Raw genomic sequence first — 17705 nt, forward strand, 5'->3', positions numbered from 1 at the left:
CCCAATATCAGTATTTTTATCCTTCCCGTCCTGAGAAGACCCTCGCTTGAGCGCGATGGGATGAATCAGGACATTCTTGCTCTTGGATATAGACCTTAAGCCTGTCTATCGTAACACCTCCGCAGCTAGAGACAAAATAAGAACCTGTCCATAAAACCTTCTTCTTGTAAACAGGAGCTAATGTCGGCTCAAATTCTCGCCACATCGTCTTGGATGATGTGGCTTTCAAATTAGCAATCAGGCTGCTCAGTAATTTGTGAGGCGGATAAGAAAGAAGGAGATGCACATGCTCCTCTTCTCCATTAAATTGAATAACTTCTGACTCCCAACTGCTCGCTACAGACTCGAATACCTCTGACAGCCTTACCAACATCTCCTTTGTGAACACGCTTCTCCGGCATTTAGACACAAATACAACATGAACAGTAAGATTGTATACAGCCCTGCGAGTCCTTTTGTATGTAGTTTCTGGATGCATTGACAATGAACGACTAGAGTGATACTCTTTAAATTAACACATCGATGGGTCGAGACGATGCTAGTTTACGAATTTAAAGCAAAAGCACCTAAAGCTCAACTTAGAGCTATAGATGAAGCCATAAAAATATGCCAGTTCATTCGCAACAAATGTTTACGATATTGGCTCGACGCTCCGAGGGAGGAAAAGGTTGACCCTTCGACTACGCTCAGGGTCAACACCGAGCGTAGTCGAGGTGTTGATCGGTATGCTTTAAACAAGTACACCAAGGTTTTAACCGAAGATCCAGAGTATCCTTTTACTGCTGCTTTAAATTCAATGGCACGCCTTTGAGACCCATAAAATTAAGAAATGTAACTGACGCTGCTCTCCCTTGGCTGAAGTCGTTGCGACTGGTTTTAGATTATGTCTAGGTTGTTTTGAGCGAAGTTGAGCATCGTTTCGGCTTGACTTATGAGTCCATTGGCATCGTTGTTAGTTATTTTAATATCTGTGTTGTAATCTCCTTGTAAACGGATTCTTTCTGCTTCAATGAGATGACGATGATATTCAACAGGTACTCTTTTTTTACTGGCAAATTCGCGACCAAAGGCACTAATAACAGCAGAGTGTTTAGAAAACGATAAATTTTTTTTGAGGAGGAAAGCTTTGGCGAGATAAAACATACAATAGTAAGCACGAGAGACGCTAAGTTCAGGATAACCGTCTTGATTCAAGTTTTTAGCAGCCGATAAACTCCTAGCTGCTTTCTCTAAGAGTTTTTGTTGTTCTGAAGTCATGATGGCTATACCTTCTTGGCTGACATTACGGTAAAAGGCTGTAGTTTGATTTTTAAGTTGAGTAAGGGTGGAGAACGTGCAACTAAGTAGCACTTCGTATTTTAGACACAAGTCGGTGACAAAGTTGTTAATTCTTCTACTTTCTTGGTAAAAATTAAAGTCTGATTTTAAGACGATTAAAACATCAATATCAGAGTCTGGTTCTGCATCGCCCCTTGCTTGAGAACCATAAAGAATGATTTGTTCTAGTTGTTGTTGATAAACTTTCTCTAAATAGGATTTGAGTTCTTGGAGTATATTGGTTACTTGAGGAGGAAGTTTTTTCTGTCTTGATTGAGTGAGCATCGTTTGGGTTATTGTTGGGAGTTTTATGGACTGTTGATGTCTAGTTATAGCTGTTTGGTTTGGCATAAATCAAGAAGTCCAACCCACTCCTTCTCTTTTTACAGATGACCTTTTGAAAAACGTGGATTCTAAGACATTGTTCAGTGACGGGTTAAAACCGCATCACTATCACTATAGAATAAACGTAGATTTTGGCTTGGCAAAGACTATGGCAACCCTCTTCCTTGAACTCTCTCCAGAACTTGAACAACAACTTCTGGGTCTCCCACCCAGCGACAAACTTCGCCTCATCCAACTGCTTGCCCAAAGTCTCAATGATCTTTGGAGTAGCCCTTCCCCAGAACCCTCCACCCAGCTTTCCGAGTTTTTTCGCTGCTCTCCCTTGGCTGAAGTTGCTGCGACTGGAGAACTCGACCTCAGTCGCGATCGCTCTGTTCCAGGCGATCGTTTTGTCCTATGACCTATCTCCTCGATACCTGCCTCATTTCCGAACTGGTTGCCAAACAACCAAATCAGCGAGTTGTAGACTGGCTTGATACCCAACCCTCTGAAATACTCTACCTTAGCGTGATTACAATCGGTGAAATCGCCACTGGTCAAGATTTGGCAAAAATATAGCAGATTGCAGGTTTACAATTCCCAAGCTCAAACGATACCTTCCCTAAAAGTCCCCACCAGCAAAACCCGATACAATAAACATTAAGAAATGTAACGAAATCGGAGCGCAGGGAATGACGATACAGACAACCACCTTGGCTGAAAATGGTCCCACCGTAACCAGCGTAGGCATTGGTACTTGGGCGTGGGGCGATACGCTGTTTTGGGGCTACGGCAAAGATTATGGGGTATCTCAGGTACGAGACGCCTTTGCCGCTACCTTAGATGCGGGAGTCAGCTTTTTTGACACGGCGGAAGTGTATGGATTAGGAGAATCCGAGTCGCTGTTGGGACGGTTTATGAAAGAATTAGGGCGTCCAGCCCAGATAGCCACAAAATATTTCCCGGTTCCCTGGCGGTTTACGTCACAGTCGGTATCTGACGCTTTAACGGCTAGCTTAAAACGGTTACAGGTTGAGCAAATAGAACTGTATCAGGTTCATTCTCCCTTTAGCTTCTTTATGAGTCAAGAAACCCTAATGAATGCCCTGGCGGATGAGGTGCAACGGGGGAGAATTGCCAGTGTGGGGGTAAGTAATTACTCCGCCGAACAAATGCGGGAAGCGCACGGTTATCTAGCCGCCAGAGGAATTCCCTTGGCAGTGAATCAGGTGCAATATTCCCTACTGGAGCGGAAAATTGAACGGAATGGGGTTTTGGATACGGCGCGGGAGTTGGGGGTGACGATTTTGGCGTATAGTCCTCTAGCCCAAGGATTATTAACCGGGAAGTACACCCCAGAAAACGAGATGAAACCCACGGGGGCGCGTCAGCTTGATCCGCGTTTCAGTAAAGGGGGGTTAGAGAAGATTGCCCCTGTGATTCAACTGTTGCGTCAATTAGGGGAAAAATACGATCGCACGCCTGCACAGGTGGCGTTAAATTGGTTAATTGCCCAAGGTGTCGTGCCAATTCCGGGGGCGAAAACTGCCCAGCAAGCCCAGCAAAATGCCGGGGCGTTGGGGTGGAGTTTAAATCCGAGTGAGGTGGAACAGTTGGATCAGGTGACTCGTAGTTTTTGAGGGAGATGTGGGGAGATGGGGAGATGGGGGAGTTCACTCAAAATTGAATAAGGGCGGGTTTTGCCAAAAAATTTAGGTAAAACAATTCATGTTTGTCCCTAAACCCGCCCCTACAAACTTTATCCCTTGAGCGAAGCGAAGGATCAAAACTCAAAACTTCCCAGACGTACTACACATAGCGCAAACGGCTGAATTTTTCAAGCTTTGACGCTATATCTGACATCACTTATAGTCAAGGTTTAGCGGAAATTAACAGTAGATTATCACGATGGTAAGAGAGCTTGAGCGAAAACGCATCAATGGCGATTTTCCGGAAACGGCATCGACGGCAAATCCGGTGTTTTTCAGAACCTACAGCCGCCGCACAGCCAAGGGTAGAGAGACGTGGAGGGAGGTTTGCGATCGCACTATCCAAGGCTTAAGCAAACTGGGTAAGCTGACTCCAGCAGAAACCGCCCTGCTGGAACGGATGATGCACCAGATTAAAAGTTTACCCTCAGGACGCTGGTTATGGGTCGGCGGCACCGATTGGCTGGAAAATCCGGAGAATTTCTCTGGCGCTTATAATTGTACGTCTACGAATGTGGTAGACTGGCGTGCCTTTGGCTTAATGATGGATCTCGCCATGATGGGATGTGGCACAGGGGCGGTTTTAGAACCCCAATACATCAACCAGTTACCCCCAATTCGTAATCACCTGAATGTCACCTTAGAGGGTGAAATTGGCACAACGCCACCAGAGGAACGGCGCGAAAAAACCGAGGTCAAAATTGATGGGAATCAGGTGACAATTTATGTCGGGGACTCCCGTCAAGGGTGGGTTAAGTCCTATCAAAGTCTGTTGGAATTATCCACAGATGAACGATTTTCTGGGGAAGTTCAGGTATCCATTAATGTGAGTGATATCCGTCCCGCCGGAGAATCCCTAAAAGGCTTTGGCGGGGTGGCAAATCCGATTAAATTACCGGAACTGTATCAGCGATGTGCGGCGATTTTAAATAAAGCCGTGGGACGGCAATTAAATTCAGTCGAGTGCTGTCTATTAATTGATGAAGCTGCTGTTGTCGTTGTAGCCGGAAACGTGCGTCGTTCTGCCGGTATGCGCCAGGGGATTAGTAATGATGAAAAGTTTGTTAATGCTAAAGATAACCTGTGGCAACAAGATGAACATGGAAATTGGCGGATTGATCCGGAACGTGATGCGTTGAGGATGGCGAATCATTCCCGTGTTTTTCATCATAAACCCACCTTAGATGAATGTATTGCTGCCGTTCGCAAACAATATTATTCTGGTGAAGGTGCGATTCAATGGGCGGGAGAAGCTGTAGCACGAGCAAGTTGTGATTTGTTAGATACTCCAGCCTTGAGAAAAGAGTTTTTGCAAGCTTATGAACAAGGAAATGGGAGTCATTGGTTAAAGGAAAAGTATCCGAATTTGACCCCCGATGAAATTGAACATCGCTTGCAGCGGTTTGGCTTAAATCCCTGCGTGACGGCTGATACTTGGGTGCATACGGAATTTGGTCCCCGCCAAGTTAAAGATTTAATCGGGAAGCAGCATGGAACTTACGTTAATGGGGAACTGTTTAGTACAACAGCCGATGGCTTTTTCTATACGGGCGATCGCGCTGTCTTAACCCTAGCCACAAAAGAGGGTGTTTCCCTACGTCTGACGGGAAACCATCAACTTTTGCGTATTAGCGCCCAAACCCAAATGCGTCAATATACCGAATGGGTAGCGGCTGAGGAATTGCAACCAGGCGATCGCGTATGCTTGCACAATCACCGAGGAATTCAGCCTTGGCAAGGTGTGGGAACATTTAATCAAGGATGGTTATTAGGGAGTCTTGTTGGTGACGGATCACTCGCCCAAACTCAAGCAATAGTGCGATTCTGGGGTGACTCTCCTGTCAAAATGGCAGAGTCGGAAGTAGCAACCCTCCAAAACAATGGTGTTTGTACTGTAAATTTAGGGGGTGATTCTGATCGCCAACCGGATTTACAGCAAGTGGCGTCGAGTGGGTGGGATCAATTAGCCGCCCAGTTCAAGATTCATCGCGGTCAAAAAATAGTGACGCCGGAAGTTGAACAAGCCAGCTACGAGTTCTATCAGGGATTCCTACAAGGATTATTTGATGCCAATGGTAGCGTGCAAGGAACGCCAACCCAAGGCATTAGCGTGCGTTTAGCCCAACATAATCTTGAGTTGCTTCAAGCCGTACAGCGGATGCTGCTGCGTCTAGGAATCGTTTCTACGGTTGATCAAAATCAGCACGAATTGGTGATTGCTAACGACAATCTGATTGAGTTTCGCGATCGCGTGGGTTTCCGTCAGCCGGAAAAACAGCAAAAGTTGGATAATTTACTCAACGGATACAAGCGTAAGCTAAACCGGGAACGTTTTGTTGTCACCGTTGAGTCAGTTTCTCCTACTGGTATCGAATCCGTTTACGATTGCACCGTTCCAGGTGTCTCTCGGTTTGATGCCAATGGCATTGTGGCACACAATTGCGGTGAAATTATCGGATCGGTATTCCATTGTAATTTAGCCGAAATTCACCTGAATCAAATTGATCCAAGCAACGAGAAAGAACAAGAGGATGCATTCAGTGCGGGGGCGCTTTCCGTTGCCATTTTGCTCAACCATACGTTTGTTGAGGAACGCTATCAAAAATCACGGGAATTAGACCCAATTGTTGGCGTCTCCTTCACCGGATTATTCGATTTCTTTGTCAAGGCGTTTGGCGCAGACTGGTTACACTGGTGGGCAGAGGGACGCCCCGATACTGACCAAGGTGTACAGTTCAAGGAACAAGAAAAAGCCTATTTAACCCGGTGGCGCGATATTGTGCATCGGGTGGTTTGGGAGTATTGCGATAAGCATGGGATTAAACGCCCCAATCGCTGTACAACCGTGCAACCGTCTGGGACAAAATCTCTACTCACAGGCGCATCTCCGGGTTGGCATCCCCCTAAGGCACAGCGATTTATTCGCCGAATTACGTTCAGAAAGAATGATCCAGTAGCGTTAGCTTGTCTGGAATACGGGTACAATGTCACACCATCGCAATCCGATAAAGATGAAAACGGGAATCTCTTAAATGATCCGTTTGCTGAAGCCTGTTCGGAATGGCTGGTGGAAATTCCCGTGGCTGTCTCTTGGGCAGATTTACCCGGTGCTGATGAAATTGATATCAGTCAGTTTTCGGCATTGGCACAAATGGATTTTGCCATGCAAGTTCAGCGCTGGTATGTGACACACAACACCTCGTCCACCTGGGAATTGCGCGTCAATGAAGTTGAACCGTTAGGAGAACGGATTTATCAAGCAATTCAGGATGATGACGGGTATATTTCAGCGGCGCTGTTGGCGCGGTTTGATGACCATCAATCCTTCCCACGTTTGCCTTTTGAACCGATTGATAAAGCAACATATAACCAATTAATGCAAGAGGTGCAACAGCGACGGAAAGTCTCTGAGTTCTACTCTGCTTTGGAGAAATATGATGCTGGTGAATTAATCGAAGCTGGACCCGTGGGTTGTGATTCGGATAAATGTATGTTCCCGGAACAGACACCGAATGCATAATTCATCATTCGGATAAACCTACCGACTAAAACCATTCGAGTTTCCTCCCCTTGACAAGGGCTTACTTTTCACGGGATCTGGAAAACCTCTCTCCAAACCTCTCTCCTGCAAGGAGAGAGGCTTTGAGTTCTCCCCCATGGAACAAAAGCGAAGCATCCTTTGGTCTCCCCCGTGCAAAAAAAGCGAAGCATCCGCTGGCTTCCCCCTTTTGAAGGGGGACGGGAGGGGGATCAAAAAAAGGGGACGGAAGGGGGATCTAATAGGGTGTCGTGGCACACCTAAAATGGTAGATTAGAATTGTAGGGGCGCAAGGCTTGCGCCCAGTTTAAACGTCAAATCTATTCCACAATTTTAGCTGTGTCAGTCCACTACAGGTGGATATGAAAAAATCGGTAAAAGTTAAACCCAACTCGAAAACCCAATCGATAGAAGAAATGGCGGATGGGACTTTAAAAGTGAACCTGAAGTCGCCGCCTGTGGATGGGAAAGCGAATAAGGAGTTAATTGAGCTATTGGCAGAAAAGTTCAATGTTACCAAGTCTCAAGTTCAGATTAAATCAGGGTTGTCGTCTAAAATAAAATTAATTGAAATTGTTGAAGATTAGAATTTTCTTCCAATTTGAGATCGATTTCGTAGTTGCGCTTTAGTGCTAAAAACGCTTAATTCAGCGTATTCAATCTGATATTTTAGGTTCCCGCGCAAGATTTTGACAAGATTAAGCTGTCATGCATTTAGATTGGGAATGGGTAGCGAGCAAGATGTTCACACTACAAGGTTGCAAGGTAAAAGGAAACGATAACTGACGAGAAGGACATGATCTAATGATTCATAAATCTCAATATTTTCGCCAGTAAACTGGGGAATAAACGTTACAAAAATTAAAAAATCAGGCATTTTTCTCCCTATTTAACTCGTCCTAAGTCTCTAGTGCAAGAAGGCAGAATGCAGGAGACAGAAGTAAAGAAAGCTTGTACAGTAAGCTGTTGCACCTTTTTTAACTGGATAGTTATCTGCCGCGTTGCACTAGGTTTTCCTGATCTTCTCACAATCTTCACAGAAGCCTATAGAAGTTTTACACGGGCTTCACCCATTTTAGGAATCGGTATCTCTATAATAAAAGGTATCTGAGAGCAGGCTGGGTTTGATAAGTAAGGAGAAAAGTGCAACCCAGCGAATCGATAAAATTTCGCTAACTTGAAAGGCTTATGTTGTCTTGTCATTTCCTGAAATCCAGGAGGTGAATGGCGAATATATTGCCATGACAAGCGAAATTATACAACCCTTAAACTTTGTAACCACTCAATAACTAAGTAAGTAAAGGAATCATGAAAAGCAATCTGAAGAAACTACTGTTTGGTGCATCAATTCTTGCTAGTGTCACTGGGCTTGCCACTGCCCCAGCTGCTGCAACAACGTTTACTCTTTCTGGTTCAGACATTATTAAATATGACGCGATCAACACGAATAATGATGGCATATTGGATACAACAGTAGCCAATCCAGCCGCAGATATCAATGCTCTCCTACAAGGAAATTGCAGTGTTCCCGCCTATGAGCCTCAATATCAATGTCAACCCGGTGAACCCGGTGGAAACCTAGAATTATTCGCCAGCAGCGAACAACTTGACCTAGATGAATTCAAAGCGCATCAGGACGTTACCAGTTTAGAAGCGACGTTTGATGATGGTAGAAGCATGACACTGAGTAGCCTCACGGCAGTAGACTGGTTTGGAAATGACCTAAATACTGTCTATGGGGCAAATACATTAGCCAATAGATGGTTTAGTGATGCCCTGGATGCCTATAATATTAACGATTTATTACTTGGCGGTTTAGGTTACACTCGAGGGAGTTTATACAATACATTCCTGAACAACGGTGGATTCCAACGTTTCAGTGACGCGAATATCAGCTACGTCAATAATAATAACGGCACAGTGGATATTGGTTTAGCGGGTCACTATGACGCGACACACATGTTGTTAGGCGCAGGAATAGGAATAGGAACGTTAGGTTCACCATTGCAAGCCAGTGAGGTGGTTAAAGTGACCCATAACGGCAGAACCACTTACGCTTATACCTTCAGTGCGGCTAGATCTACCCTATCGTCCAACGATGGCACGCGATCGCACACTGGAGTCTACGATCCACAATTTACCCTTGATCCAGTTGACGTGCCAGAACCCTCGATTCTACTCGGCTTAATTGGGGTAGGTGGTTTAGTCGCCGCCAAACGCCAGAGCAAAAAATCTTAGGTCAACTGTCGCTGAGATAGGCGCTTGTGACAATTAGAGCAGTTTTCAGGGAGCCAACAGGCTCCCTTTGTAGTTTGACGATCTGATTTTTGTCAGTGAGTAGGCATACTTCGGTGGCGATACACCATTTTTTTACAAAATGCCACCAAAGGTATACAGATTGCTAGATTAATTCATATATATTTAGTTGTTGAGTGCTTTTAGCACATATAAGAGAAAATGGCTACAACTTCATCGAAACTTTATCGATTTTTTGCGAAACTTCATGTAAACTTTATAAAGAGATGAGGAAATTTGTGTGCAGGCGACGAAAGCTCAAGGGCTGGCGATATCGCCTGTTAAGGAAGATCAGAGGTTATTAGAGCCAAGAGAGGGTTAGCCAAAGCCTAACCCTATGTATGTGCTGTTAAAGGCTCAACCTATAAAGTCACGGAGATACTGCAATGAAAACTAATATCAAGAAACTGCTCGTCGGGGCATCAGTTGGCTTATGTGTCAGTGCGATCGCCACCAATCCAGCGTCGGCGGCATCTCTGACTAACCCTATGGTGACTGGTGAAAAAGGAGAAGACTATTTAATCTACGAACACGTCCCCAATCTAGATCCTACAGCGACGACGGATTTTACAAGGCTTAACAACGATGCAGATTTAAACACAGTTCTACAAGGAAGTTGCTCGGTTGGAGGAGCGTTCGTTCCCAGTAACAGTTGCAACAAAGGTGAACCGGGGGGCAATGTTGAGCTATTCGCCAATAGTGAACGACTATCCCTTGATGAATTCTTGAATTACGACACAACGACCAGCTTAACGGGTGATCTGGGGGACAAAAGCATTACCCTGAGCAGTTTAACGGCAACAGATTGGTTTGGGGAAACGTTGGATACTAACTATGGAGCCGATAATTTGGCTAATGAGTGGTTTGAGGCGGCTTTAACCTCCTATGACATCACCGATGATCTGCTAGAGACAGCGAACATGTTCATACCCGAAATTCCTAATAGTAAAACAAGTCTTTTCAACGAATTCCGGGATAACGGCGGATTTCAACGATTCAGCGATCCGAATATTGCCTACGTTGACATGGATGATATGACAGGAAGCCTAGAGGTTGGGCTAGCGGGACACTATGATGCAGTTGATCTGATCTTTGATGATCTAACTTCGTTCCAAAAAACTGCCTTGTCAGAGTTTTTGGGCGGGAACCCTATCCAAGCTGCTGAACTTGTCAAGATTACCTATGACGGAGAGACTTCCTATAATTACAGCTTCAGCGCCGCAGAATCTGGGTTGCTTGAACAGGGGGATATGATGTCTCATACAGGTATCTACGATCCTAAGCTAACCAGTAATGTGGAAGTGGAAGAGGCTCCTGAACCCTCCTTTGTGCTAGGAAGCCTATTGGCGGCGGGAGGTATGTTTGCCGCCAAGCGCAAGCGGAAAAAATAGTCAGCCGCAAAATAGAACATTTGTATTATAGGAGAAGGAGCTAACTCGCTCCTTTTTTTTTGTGCGATCGCCTCCCCACGACTTGACGATCCAAAAACTTTATCAAAACTTCATATAAACTTCACGGTTCCTTTACCTCATCAGGGTTATAACTCTCATAGATTAAGAGAGAACTCGTATATCTACAACAGAGAACAATCAATATGAAAGGATTATCCGTGGCGCTTATCGGAGCCGGATTTATGGCTATCGGAGCCGTTAGTGCAGCTCCAGCCGAGGCAGCTCAAGTGAGCCTCGATACGTGTAAAAATAATAACCTTAACTGTACACAAGTGGATTATAGTGGCACGGTCACCGTAGAATCACCTCTGATGTCACTGTTGGAAGATTCCCTACCCGATCTTCCGGGTATTGTATTTGATGGTAACCAAGCGATAGCCACTGTAGAGCAGAGCATAAAATTCGGTAATTTCAGTGGTCGGTTATGTGACGCAGGTGATTGCAACTTAACCATTCCCCGGAGCTACGCCCAAGACTATTCTGATCAGATCGTTCCGGGTTTCTTTTCAGGACTTTCTCAAGTATTTTTCCTCAGTTCTATTGACATTAAAGGGCAAGTTTTGGATACCCAAAACAGCTTACTTTCGGATTTTTATATCTCTTACAACCCCGATGTGAAGGAAGTTATTATCGATGGTTATGACTTTAATCGTATTCAACCCTGTCTAGATGGTGAATGTCTGATCAAGGGTACAGGTTTCGTTAATACTAATACTGACATTCCCCTAGCTTTTTTATTCCCTGATTTAGGATTGCAAGGGTCTTCAGTGGTTACCCATGTGAGTTTTAATGTTACCCAAACAGCGACCCCTCTTTCTTTTACAGAACCTACATCTGTACCCTCTGCTCCAGAACCATCCTTTTTATTAGCAAGTTTATTGGCTGGGGGCGGTTTGGTGACTGCCAAACGCAAGCAGAAAAAATAGTAAATCTTTCAGAATAGAAATTATTTTGCATTTACGGGAGCTAGCTTGTTCTTTTTTTGGGTCTTCCGTAGTTAGTGTGCTAAATTGTTAGTTTGATTTGCCCAAATATTGGACAGCAATAGCTTTAACTATTTTTACCCGGATTTCAAGAGAGTTTTGAGGCGATGAAAAGCTACAGTCCTTGTTTGGTAAGCCTTCTAATTCATTAAAACTGATAGTTTAGCACACTAAGTCCAGAAGAACCAAATTCCCCAGTTACCGTGAGGTGGGCAAGAGCAATAAACGATAATATAAGCATTTTAAGGTTTATAAATCTTGCCCACCCTACATAAAATCGGCTTACCCTTGACTGGTGCAAGATCTAACAAATTAGTGACTAAGTATGCAAAAGCCGAAAAAATTAACTGGACATTATGGCTGGCATCAAGATTGAGTCAATTACATGAATAACACCGTTATCCGCCAGGATATCGGGCTTGACAATAATAGCCTGATTCACTTTATAACCACTAGATGTATCGATCGCTAATACTGAGCCTTCCATGGTTGGCACTTCTTTTAACTCGATCAGGTTATCGCTTCTGACATCTCCGGAGACAACATGATAGGTAAGAATTTTCTGGAGTTTGGGGATATCCTGCAAGAGTGTGTCTAAGGTTCCCTCTGGCAGTTTCGCAAATGCCTCATCAATAGGGGCAAATATGGTATAGGGACCAGGACTCTTGAGAGTATCGACTAAATTGGCAGCCTCAACCGCCTTGACCAGGGTGTTGAATGAACCAGCGTTGATGGCAGTCTCGACAAGATTGGGCATGAGTTTGATCGGGTTTTGAATGAATCTCCTGTTTAGGAATACAATAGTTTGGTTCAAACTAACATCTTTCAAAGGTTAGAATTATTTCTCAAACCGTTCCATCAAACAATCGGCAATGCGTCGCGCTGCACCGGATTGACCCATACGACGGCGACCATTTTCGGCAATCAGTTGTAAGCGATCCGGATCGCGTAACAACTGCTGTAGGACTTGGGCGACTCGATCTGGTTGTTCGACTAAAATTAAGGATGGTCCTAATAGTCGCGTTTGCGCTTCGGCAAAAGCTGGGGTGTATTGAGGACCTGTTCCCGGAATTGCGATCGCAGGTTTTCCTAATCCGACAAATTGTTCGGTTGCGGTTCCCGCCATGGCAATGCAGCAGTCGGCTTTGAGTAGACACAGGGTATAGTCGTCTTGGGTTAATATCAAAGTGCCATTCTGATTGGTTAACGCGATCGCACTCGGGTCATTCAACTTCAGATTCACGTCGATGGCTTCCAGAGGCTGCTGACGCCATCCATACCCGATCAACGTTTCTTGTAAGGGTTCAAGACTTAAAGCGGGTGCGATCGCGCCGAGAAACACCACTGATCGTTGCTTATAAGCCTCCAATAACCCATTGGCGGCTAGGGCGATTTTCTGCCAATTCTGGTAGGCTTCTGGCATTCTCGAACCCGGTAATAATGCAACAATCAAAGGACGCTGCATTTCTTTTTGTTCAGCATCGGGTTCATAAAATATCGGTTCTGGGTGTTCCGGTTCAATCCCATCCATCATCGGGTTCCCTAAATCCAATGCCGGAATTGACCATTTTTGCAAAATTTCTGTTGTCAGTTTATCTCTAGGAAACACCGCCTTGCATCGCTTGCGACTCATCAACCAACGTTCCCACGGCAAATACACCGAACCAGACCATCCTTCGCGACGCTTACGATTGGGTAACCATCCCGCTTCATCCCGCAGATAATACTCCGATTTAGCCGTTCCCACAAAGGCGTAGGGGGCACCACTCAACCACGCAAACAAAAGCGGTACAATATCCCCCACCGCTAAAATAACCCCACCGCGTTTCGCCCAACGACGAACCGCTTTCAATTGCGCCCATGTCAATTTCAACAAACCACTCTGCACATCGCGCAGCAGGTGACGCCCTTCCATATAGATAAAACCACCAGAGGGCATGGTTTGCACCGGTCCAACAATCGGAACATCCAATTGCCGATAGGCTGCACCTTCACCCACTAACGGTAATGCGGCTAATTCCGGCGCATCTGGGCTAGCGTTGAGTTCCTGTAAAATTCGGACAGCAATGACATCTTCTCCGTGACCGTTGCTGATGCACAGCAGTTGCATAGTTGATAATGGGTGCTAAATGCTAATTATAAATCTACCTTAAGGAACAGGGAACAGGGAATAGTTTTTAAAGATTGAGCATTTTGATCGGGAAAATAATCCTTCTCTTTTCATGAAAAACCTAACCAAACCGGAAAAACCCCTGAAAGTCATCGTCTTCGATACCACGATGCGAGATGGAGAACTCACACCTGGCGTAAAAATGAACGTCCAGCAAAAAATAAGGCTGGCTAAATTGCTCGAAACTATAGGTGTAGATGTAATTGAAGTCGGGTATCCGGGACAGTATGACAAGGATTTTGATGAAATAGTTACTATTGCAAAACAGATAAAAACATCAACAATTTGTGGATTAGCCAGTTTTAAACGAGAGGAAATCCTCCGGGTTGCTGAGGCGATTAAACCCGCGAATCAAGGCAGAATTCATACGTACACATCGGTTAATATTCCCAGCCACAGAGAAGCGGATGTATTAGCCACCATCAACGAGAGTATTTCCCTTTGCCGCAACCTCTGTGATGATGTGGAATGGAGCGCCTTTGATGCACCTCGGAGTGATCCGGATTTTTTGTGTCAAGCGATTGAAGTGGCTATTCGCCAGGGCGCAACCACCATTAATATTCCAGACAGCCTAGGATTGGAGTTACCAGAAAGCTTTGCTAAACTGATGCAAATGATTGGTAACCGAGTCCCGACTATTGACAAAGCCGTTTTGTCTGTCCACTGTCATAATGATTTAGGCAAAGCAGTAGAGAATTCAATAATTGGGCTAGAGTGGGGAGTCAGGCAAATCGAATGCTCGATTAATGGTTTAGGCGCACGCAAAGGGAATGCTGATTTATGTCAAGTAATTCTCCAACTTTTAAAACAAGGTAAATATCACATTGATATTGATACCTCGTTAATTAATACAGCGTCTAAATTCGTTAGCGAAATCACTGGAATTCCATCGCACAATCAGGAGTAACGATGAAAATCCTCATAATTGGCGGCACAAATTTTATTAGTCCTCCGGTTATCCATCGGCTTGTAGCCATGGGACATGAGGTGACGGTGTTCCATCGCGGACAAACCCACGCTGATTTGCCATCAGGCGTTCGTCACATTTACGGAAATCGTCAAAACCTCAGGGATTTCCAAGCTGAGTTTGAGCAGATTTCACCCCAAGTGGTTCTGGATGCGATCGCCTATACTGAACAAGATGCTAGAACCCTGATGAGTACATTCAACGGCATTGCCCAGCGAGTCGTCGTGATTAGCAGTGGCGATGTGTATCGGGCTTATGATGTACTGCGTGGCGTTGAATCTGAACCCCTTGAACCTGTACCAATTACAGAAACGTCCCCCTTACGCCAAAACCTTTATCCCTATAAGGACTTCCCCCAACGACCTTTGGATGTCCCCGCCGATTATGAGAAAATTTTAGTTGAACGAGTCGTTAGGAATGACCCAGAGTTACCGGGTACAATTTTACGGCTACCGATGGTTTATGGACCCGGTGACCCCTTGCACCGCCTATTTCCCTACGTGAAGCGGATGGATGAACAGCGTCCGGCAATTGTATTGGCACAAAGTTTTGCCCAGTGGCGCGGCGCATGGGGATATGTGGAGAACGTAGCTGCCGCGATCTCACTTGCCATTACCGATGACCGAGCGGCTGGTCAGGTTTACAATATAGCAGAGGCACAATTGCCGACGGAAGCAGAACGGATTCGACGCATTGGACAAGTGGCTGGATGGAAGGGTGAAGTCGTAATTGCGTCGCCATCCCTGATGCCAGACAGTTGGAGTTTGCCCTACAATTTAGAACAGCATTGGGTGGTCGATTCTACCCGCATCCGCCAGGAATTGGGTTATGTTGAACCCGTCCTTTTAGCAGAAGCACTGAAGCGTACAATTGAGTGGGAACGAATTCAGCCGCCTGAAACCGTTTCCCCAGCAGCAGCACCAGAATTGCTGGACTATGACACTGAGGATGCAATCCTAGCTCAATTGGCAGCGATTAGGAGTTTGTAGGATAAGTACAACGGCGATTGCGTTAAAACAGGAGTAAACCCCTGCCCTAGTAACAATGAACCAGCCCAACAATCTCGGTCTGGAGAGTTCCAATAATTTTTTGATAGTGAATCATTCGCCTAAATTATCCCCGGAGTCGGACAAACTAAGCACAGAGACATTAGATTCAGGTGTCTCGCCTGAACCATCCAAATCATCAATGACATCGGCTTTAGGTATCCCATCCGAAAAGCCAAAATTATCAATGACTGAAAAATGTGGGTTAAATAATCAGTTATCAATTGTTGATCCGCGTCGTCGGAATGGTTTAATTATCTATAAACGTTATCACGCCGAGTTTGCTGGACCTGGTGCCGCCGTCGGTGGAATATTTGATCATGATTGTCGGCAAGTGATACCTGTGGGGGATATGAGGTTGCTCACTCCAGAATCAGCCGATGAGCGAAAACGTGCTTGTTTAATTCGCCGCCAGTGGGCGCAACTAACGATACAAATAACCAATCATCCCACATCAGCCAAACGTGCCCAGAAGATTCTGAGTCAGTTTGAGGGCTTTTTTGATGCCGAAACAATTGCCAAAATACCTGACGAAGCCTTTGCCCTATTGGTGGGTGTATTTCCTTATACAATTCAGATGATTCGAGATTCGCCAAGGAACTAAGTAGGGTTTGCTGAATAAGTGTTGTGGTGAGGGGGAGCGGGGGAAGCGGGGGAAGCTGGGGAAGCTGGGGGAGCAAGGGTACATTGGTTGAGTTTATTTCCACCAACCTCCTTAATAATGCTCCAGATGAGGATATTACGTTTTGTGAATATTGGACTCATCCGAATCAAACACCAATGATACAACTTACTGGCTGAGTTAAAACAATATTAAACTCATGATCGAGTAACCATGAATCATTCCTTCAATCCAGTTCTGGAGAGTTCCAATCCTTCCTGGATAGTAAATTCTTCGCCTAACTTATCCTCGGAATCGGAAACTCTAAGTACAGAAACATCAGGTGCAGGTTATCCACCCAAACCCCCCAAATCATCAATGATTGAAGAGTTTGGCTTCAATAATCAGTTGTTAGTTGTTGATCCGCGTCGCCCGAATAATGGTGTAATTCTCTGGAAACGGTATCACGCTGAATTTGCCGGACCCGGTGCTGCTGTCGGGGGTATATTGGATCGGGATTGTTGGAAAGTAATACTTGTGGGTGATCTAAAGCTGCTTACTCCCCAATCAGCCGAGGAGCGACAACGAGCTTATTTAATTCGCTGCCAGTGGGCGCAACGGACTGGACACATAACGGGTCACCCAACACCAGTCAGACGCGCCCGGAATATTTTGAGTCACTTTAGGGAATTTTTTAACGCCGAAACCATTGCCCAAATGCCAGACGAAACCCTGGCTCTTTTGGTAGAAGCCTTGGCGCTGTTAGTTGGGGTATTGCCTCATACCATTCAGATGATGATCCGAGATTTGCTAAGGAATCATTCCTTGAGCGTAAATTATTCGCCTAAATCATCAGAAGAATTGGGGTTGAATAATCAGGTATTAGTTGTTGATCCGCATAGTCGAAATGGTGTGATTCTATGTAAAAAGTATCATGCCGAATTTGCCGGACCTGGTGCCGCTGTTGGGGGAATATTCGATCAGGATTGTCGGCGAGTGATACCTGTGGGTGATTTGAACTTGCTTACTCCAAAATCAGCCGATGAGCGAAAACGTGCTTGTTTAATTCGCCGTCAGTGGACACAACTGACGATACAAATAACCAATCAACCCACATCAGCCAAACGTGCCCAGAAGATTCTGAGTCAGTTTGAGGGCTTTTTTGATGCCGAAACAATTGCCAAAATACCTGACGAAGCCTTTGCCCTATTGGTGGGTGTATCTCCTTATACAATTCAGATGATTCGAGATTCGCCAAGGAACTAATGATGCTCCCAATAAGGATAAGTAGGTGGACACAATTA

At 45.2% G+C, this 17705-nt stretch carries 16 protein-coding genes and 1 pseudogene; 13 read left to right on the top strand and 4 right to left on the bottom strand.

Annotated elements, in window-relative coordinates; translation table 11 throughout:
* Positions 1-16 precede the first annotated feature (16 nt).
* Complete coding sequence (gene tnpA, locus RIC07_RS13155) at positions 17-478, bottom strand: IS200/IS605 family transposase (RefSeq protein ID WP_446394929.1); 462 nt, start codon at positions 476-478, stop codon at positions 17-19.
* A gap of 57 nt (positions 479-535) precedes the next feature.
* On the opposite strand from tnpA, the pseudogene RIC07_RS13160 reads away from it, so the two are divergent.
* Positions 536-805: pseudogene (locus tag RIC07_RS13160) on the top strand (hypothetical protein); the annotation flags it as partial.
* A 71-nt stretch (positions 806-876) separates the two neighbouring features.
* Here the strand turns inward: RIC07_RS13160 and RIC07_RS13165 are convergent.
* Positions 877-1668, bottom strand: a complete 792-nt coding sequence (locus RIC07_RS13165) for a HEPN domain-containing protein (RefSeq protein ID WP_446394930.1) — start codon at positions 1666-1668, stop codon at positions 877-879.
* A 142-nt stretch (positions 1669-1810) separates the two neighbouring features.
* Here RIC07_RS13165 and RIC07_RS13170 point away from each other — a divergent pair, with 142 nt between their 5' ends.
* The 8 genes from RIC07_RS13170 to RIC07_RS13205 all read left to right on the top strand — a co-directional run bounded on the left by RIC07_RS13170 (position 1811) and on the right by RIC07_RS13205 (position 11560).
* Entirely contained in the window at positions 1811-2062 is a 252-nt protein-coding gene (locus tag RIC07_RS13170) for a hypothetical protein (RefSeq protein ID WP_446394931.1), read from the top strand.
* Positions 2059-2220, top strand: a complete 162-nt coding sequence (locus RIC07_RS13175; RefSeq protein ID WP_446394932.1) for a hypothetical protein — start codon at positions 2059-2061, stop codon at positions 2218-2220. Before RIC07_RS13170 ends, RIC07_RS13175 begins: the two co-directional genes overlap by 4 nt.
* Before the next feature lie 113 nt (positions 2221-2333).
* Positions 2334-3281, top strand: coding sequence for an aldo/keto reductase (locus RIC07_RS13180; protein WP_446394933.1), 948 nt, complete (start codon positions 2334-2336; stop codon positions 3279-3281).
* Positions 3282-3549: 268 nt separating this feature from the next.
* Positions 3550-6870: a ribonucleoside-triphosphate reductase, adenosylcobalamin-dependent gene (gene nrdJ / locus RIC07_RS13185; RefSeq protein ID WP_446394934.1), complete on the top strand. Its 3321-nt coding sequence runs from the start codon at positions 3550-3552 to the stop codon at positions 6868-6870.
* A gap of 380 nt (positions 6871-7250) precedes the next feature.
* Positions 7251-7475, top strand: a complete 225-nt coding sequence (locus tag RIC07_RS13190; protein WP_446394935.1) for a DUF167 domain-containing protein — start codon at positions 7251-7253, stop codon at positions 7473-7475.
* Positions 7476-8196: 721 nt separating this feature from the next.
* Positions 8197-9126 carry an NF038130 family PEP-CTERM protein gene (locus RIC07_RS13195; RefSeq protein ID WP_446394936.1) on the top strand — a complete coding sequence of 310 codons (930 nt, stop codon included), beginning with the start codon at positions 8197-8199 and terminating at the stop codon, positions 9124-9126.
* A gap of 443 nt (positions 9127-9569) precedes the next feature.
* Positions 9570-10574 (top strand): NF038130 family PEP-CTERM protein, encoded by a 1005-nt coding sequence (locus RIC07_RS13200; RefSeq protein ID WP_446394937.1) that lies wholly within the window; start codon positions 9570-9572, stop codon positions 10572-10574.
* A gap of 203 nt (positions 10575-10777) precedes the next feature.
* Positions 10778-11560 (top strand): hypothetical protein, encoded by a 783-nt coding sequence (locus tag RIC07_RS13205; RefSeq protein ID WP_446394938.1) that lies wholly within the window; start codon positions 10778-10780, stop codon positions 11558-11560.
* A gap of 400 nt (positions 11561-11960) precedes the next feature.
* Here the strand turns inward: RIC07_RS13205 and RIC07_RS13210 are convergent, their stop codons facing one another.
* On the bottom strand, positions 11961-12374 hold the full coding sequence (locus RIC07_RS13210) for a fasciclin domain-containing protein (RefSeq protein WP_446394939.1): 414 nt from the start codon (positions 12372-12374) through the stop codon (positions 11961-11963).
* Positions 12375-12455: 81 nt separating this feature from the next.
* Positions 12456-13727: a lipid-A-disaccharide synthase-related protein gene (locus tag RIC07_RS13215; protein WP_446394940.1), complete on the bottom strand. Its 1272-nt coding sequence runs from the start codon at positions 13725-13727 to the stop codon at positions 12456-12458.
* Positions 13728-13839: 112 nt separating this feature from the next.
* Here RIC07_RS13215 and RIC07_RS13220 point away from each other — a divergent pair, with 112 nt between their 5' ends.
* From RIC07_RS13220 to RIC07_RS13235, 4 genes are all read left to right on the top strand, one after another.
* Positions 13840-14694 carry a 2-isopropylmalate synthase gene (locus tag RIC07_RS13220; protein ID WP_446394941.1) on the top strand — a complete coding sequence of 285 codons (855 nt, stop codon included), beginning with the start codon at positions 13840-13842 and terminating at the stop codon, positions 14692-14694.
* A 2-nt stretch (positions 14695-14696) separates the two neighbouring features.
* Positions 14697-15743: an NAD-dependent epimerase/dehydratase family protein gene (locus RIC07_RS13225; protein WP_446394942.1), complete on the top strand. Its 1047-nt coding sequence runs from the start codon at positions 14697-14699 to the stop codon at positions 15741-15743.
* A 199-nt stretch (positions 15744-15942) separates the two neighbouring features.
* Positions 15943-16404: a hypothetical protein gene (locus RIC07_RS13230; protein WP_446394943.1), complete on the top strand. Its 462-nt coding sequence runs from the start codon at positions 15943-15945 to the stop codon at positions 16402-16404.
* Between the two features lie 231 nt (positions 16405-16635).
* Positions 16636-17667 (top strand): hypothetical protein, encoded by a 1032-nt coding sequence (locus RIC07_RS13235; protein ID WP_446394944.1) that lies wholly within the window; start codon positions 16636-16638, stop codon positions 17665-17667.
* Positions 17668-17705: the final 38 nt, after the last annotated feature.

This window comes from Coleofasciculus sp. E1-EBD-02 (assembly GCF_040218245.1).
GTDB lineage: Bacteria > Cyanobacteriota > Cyanobacteriia > Cyanobacteriales > Coleofasciculaceae > Coleofasciculus.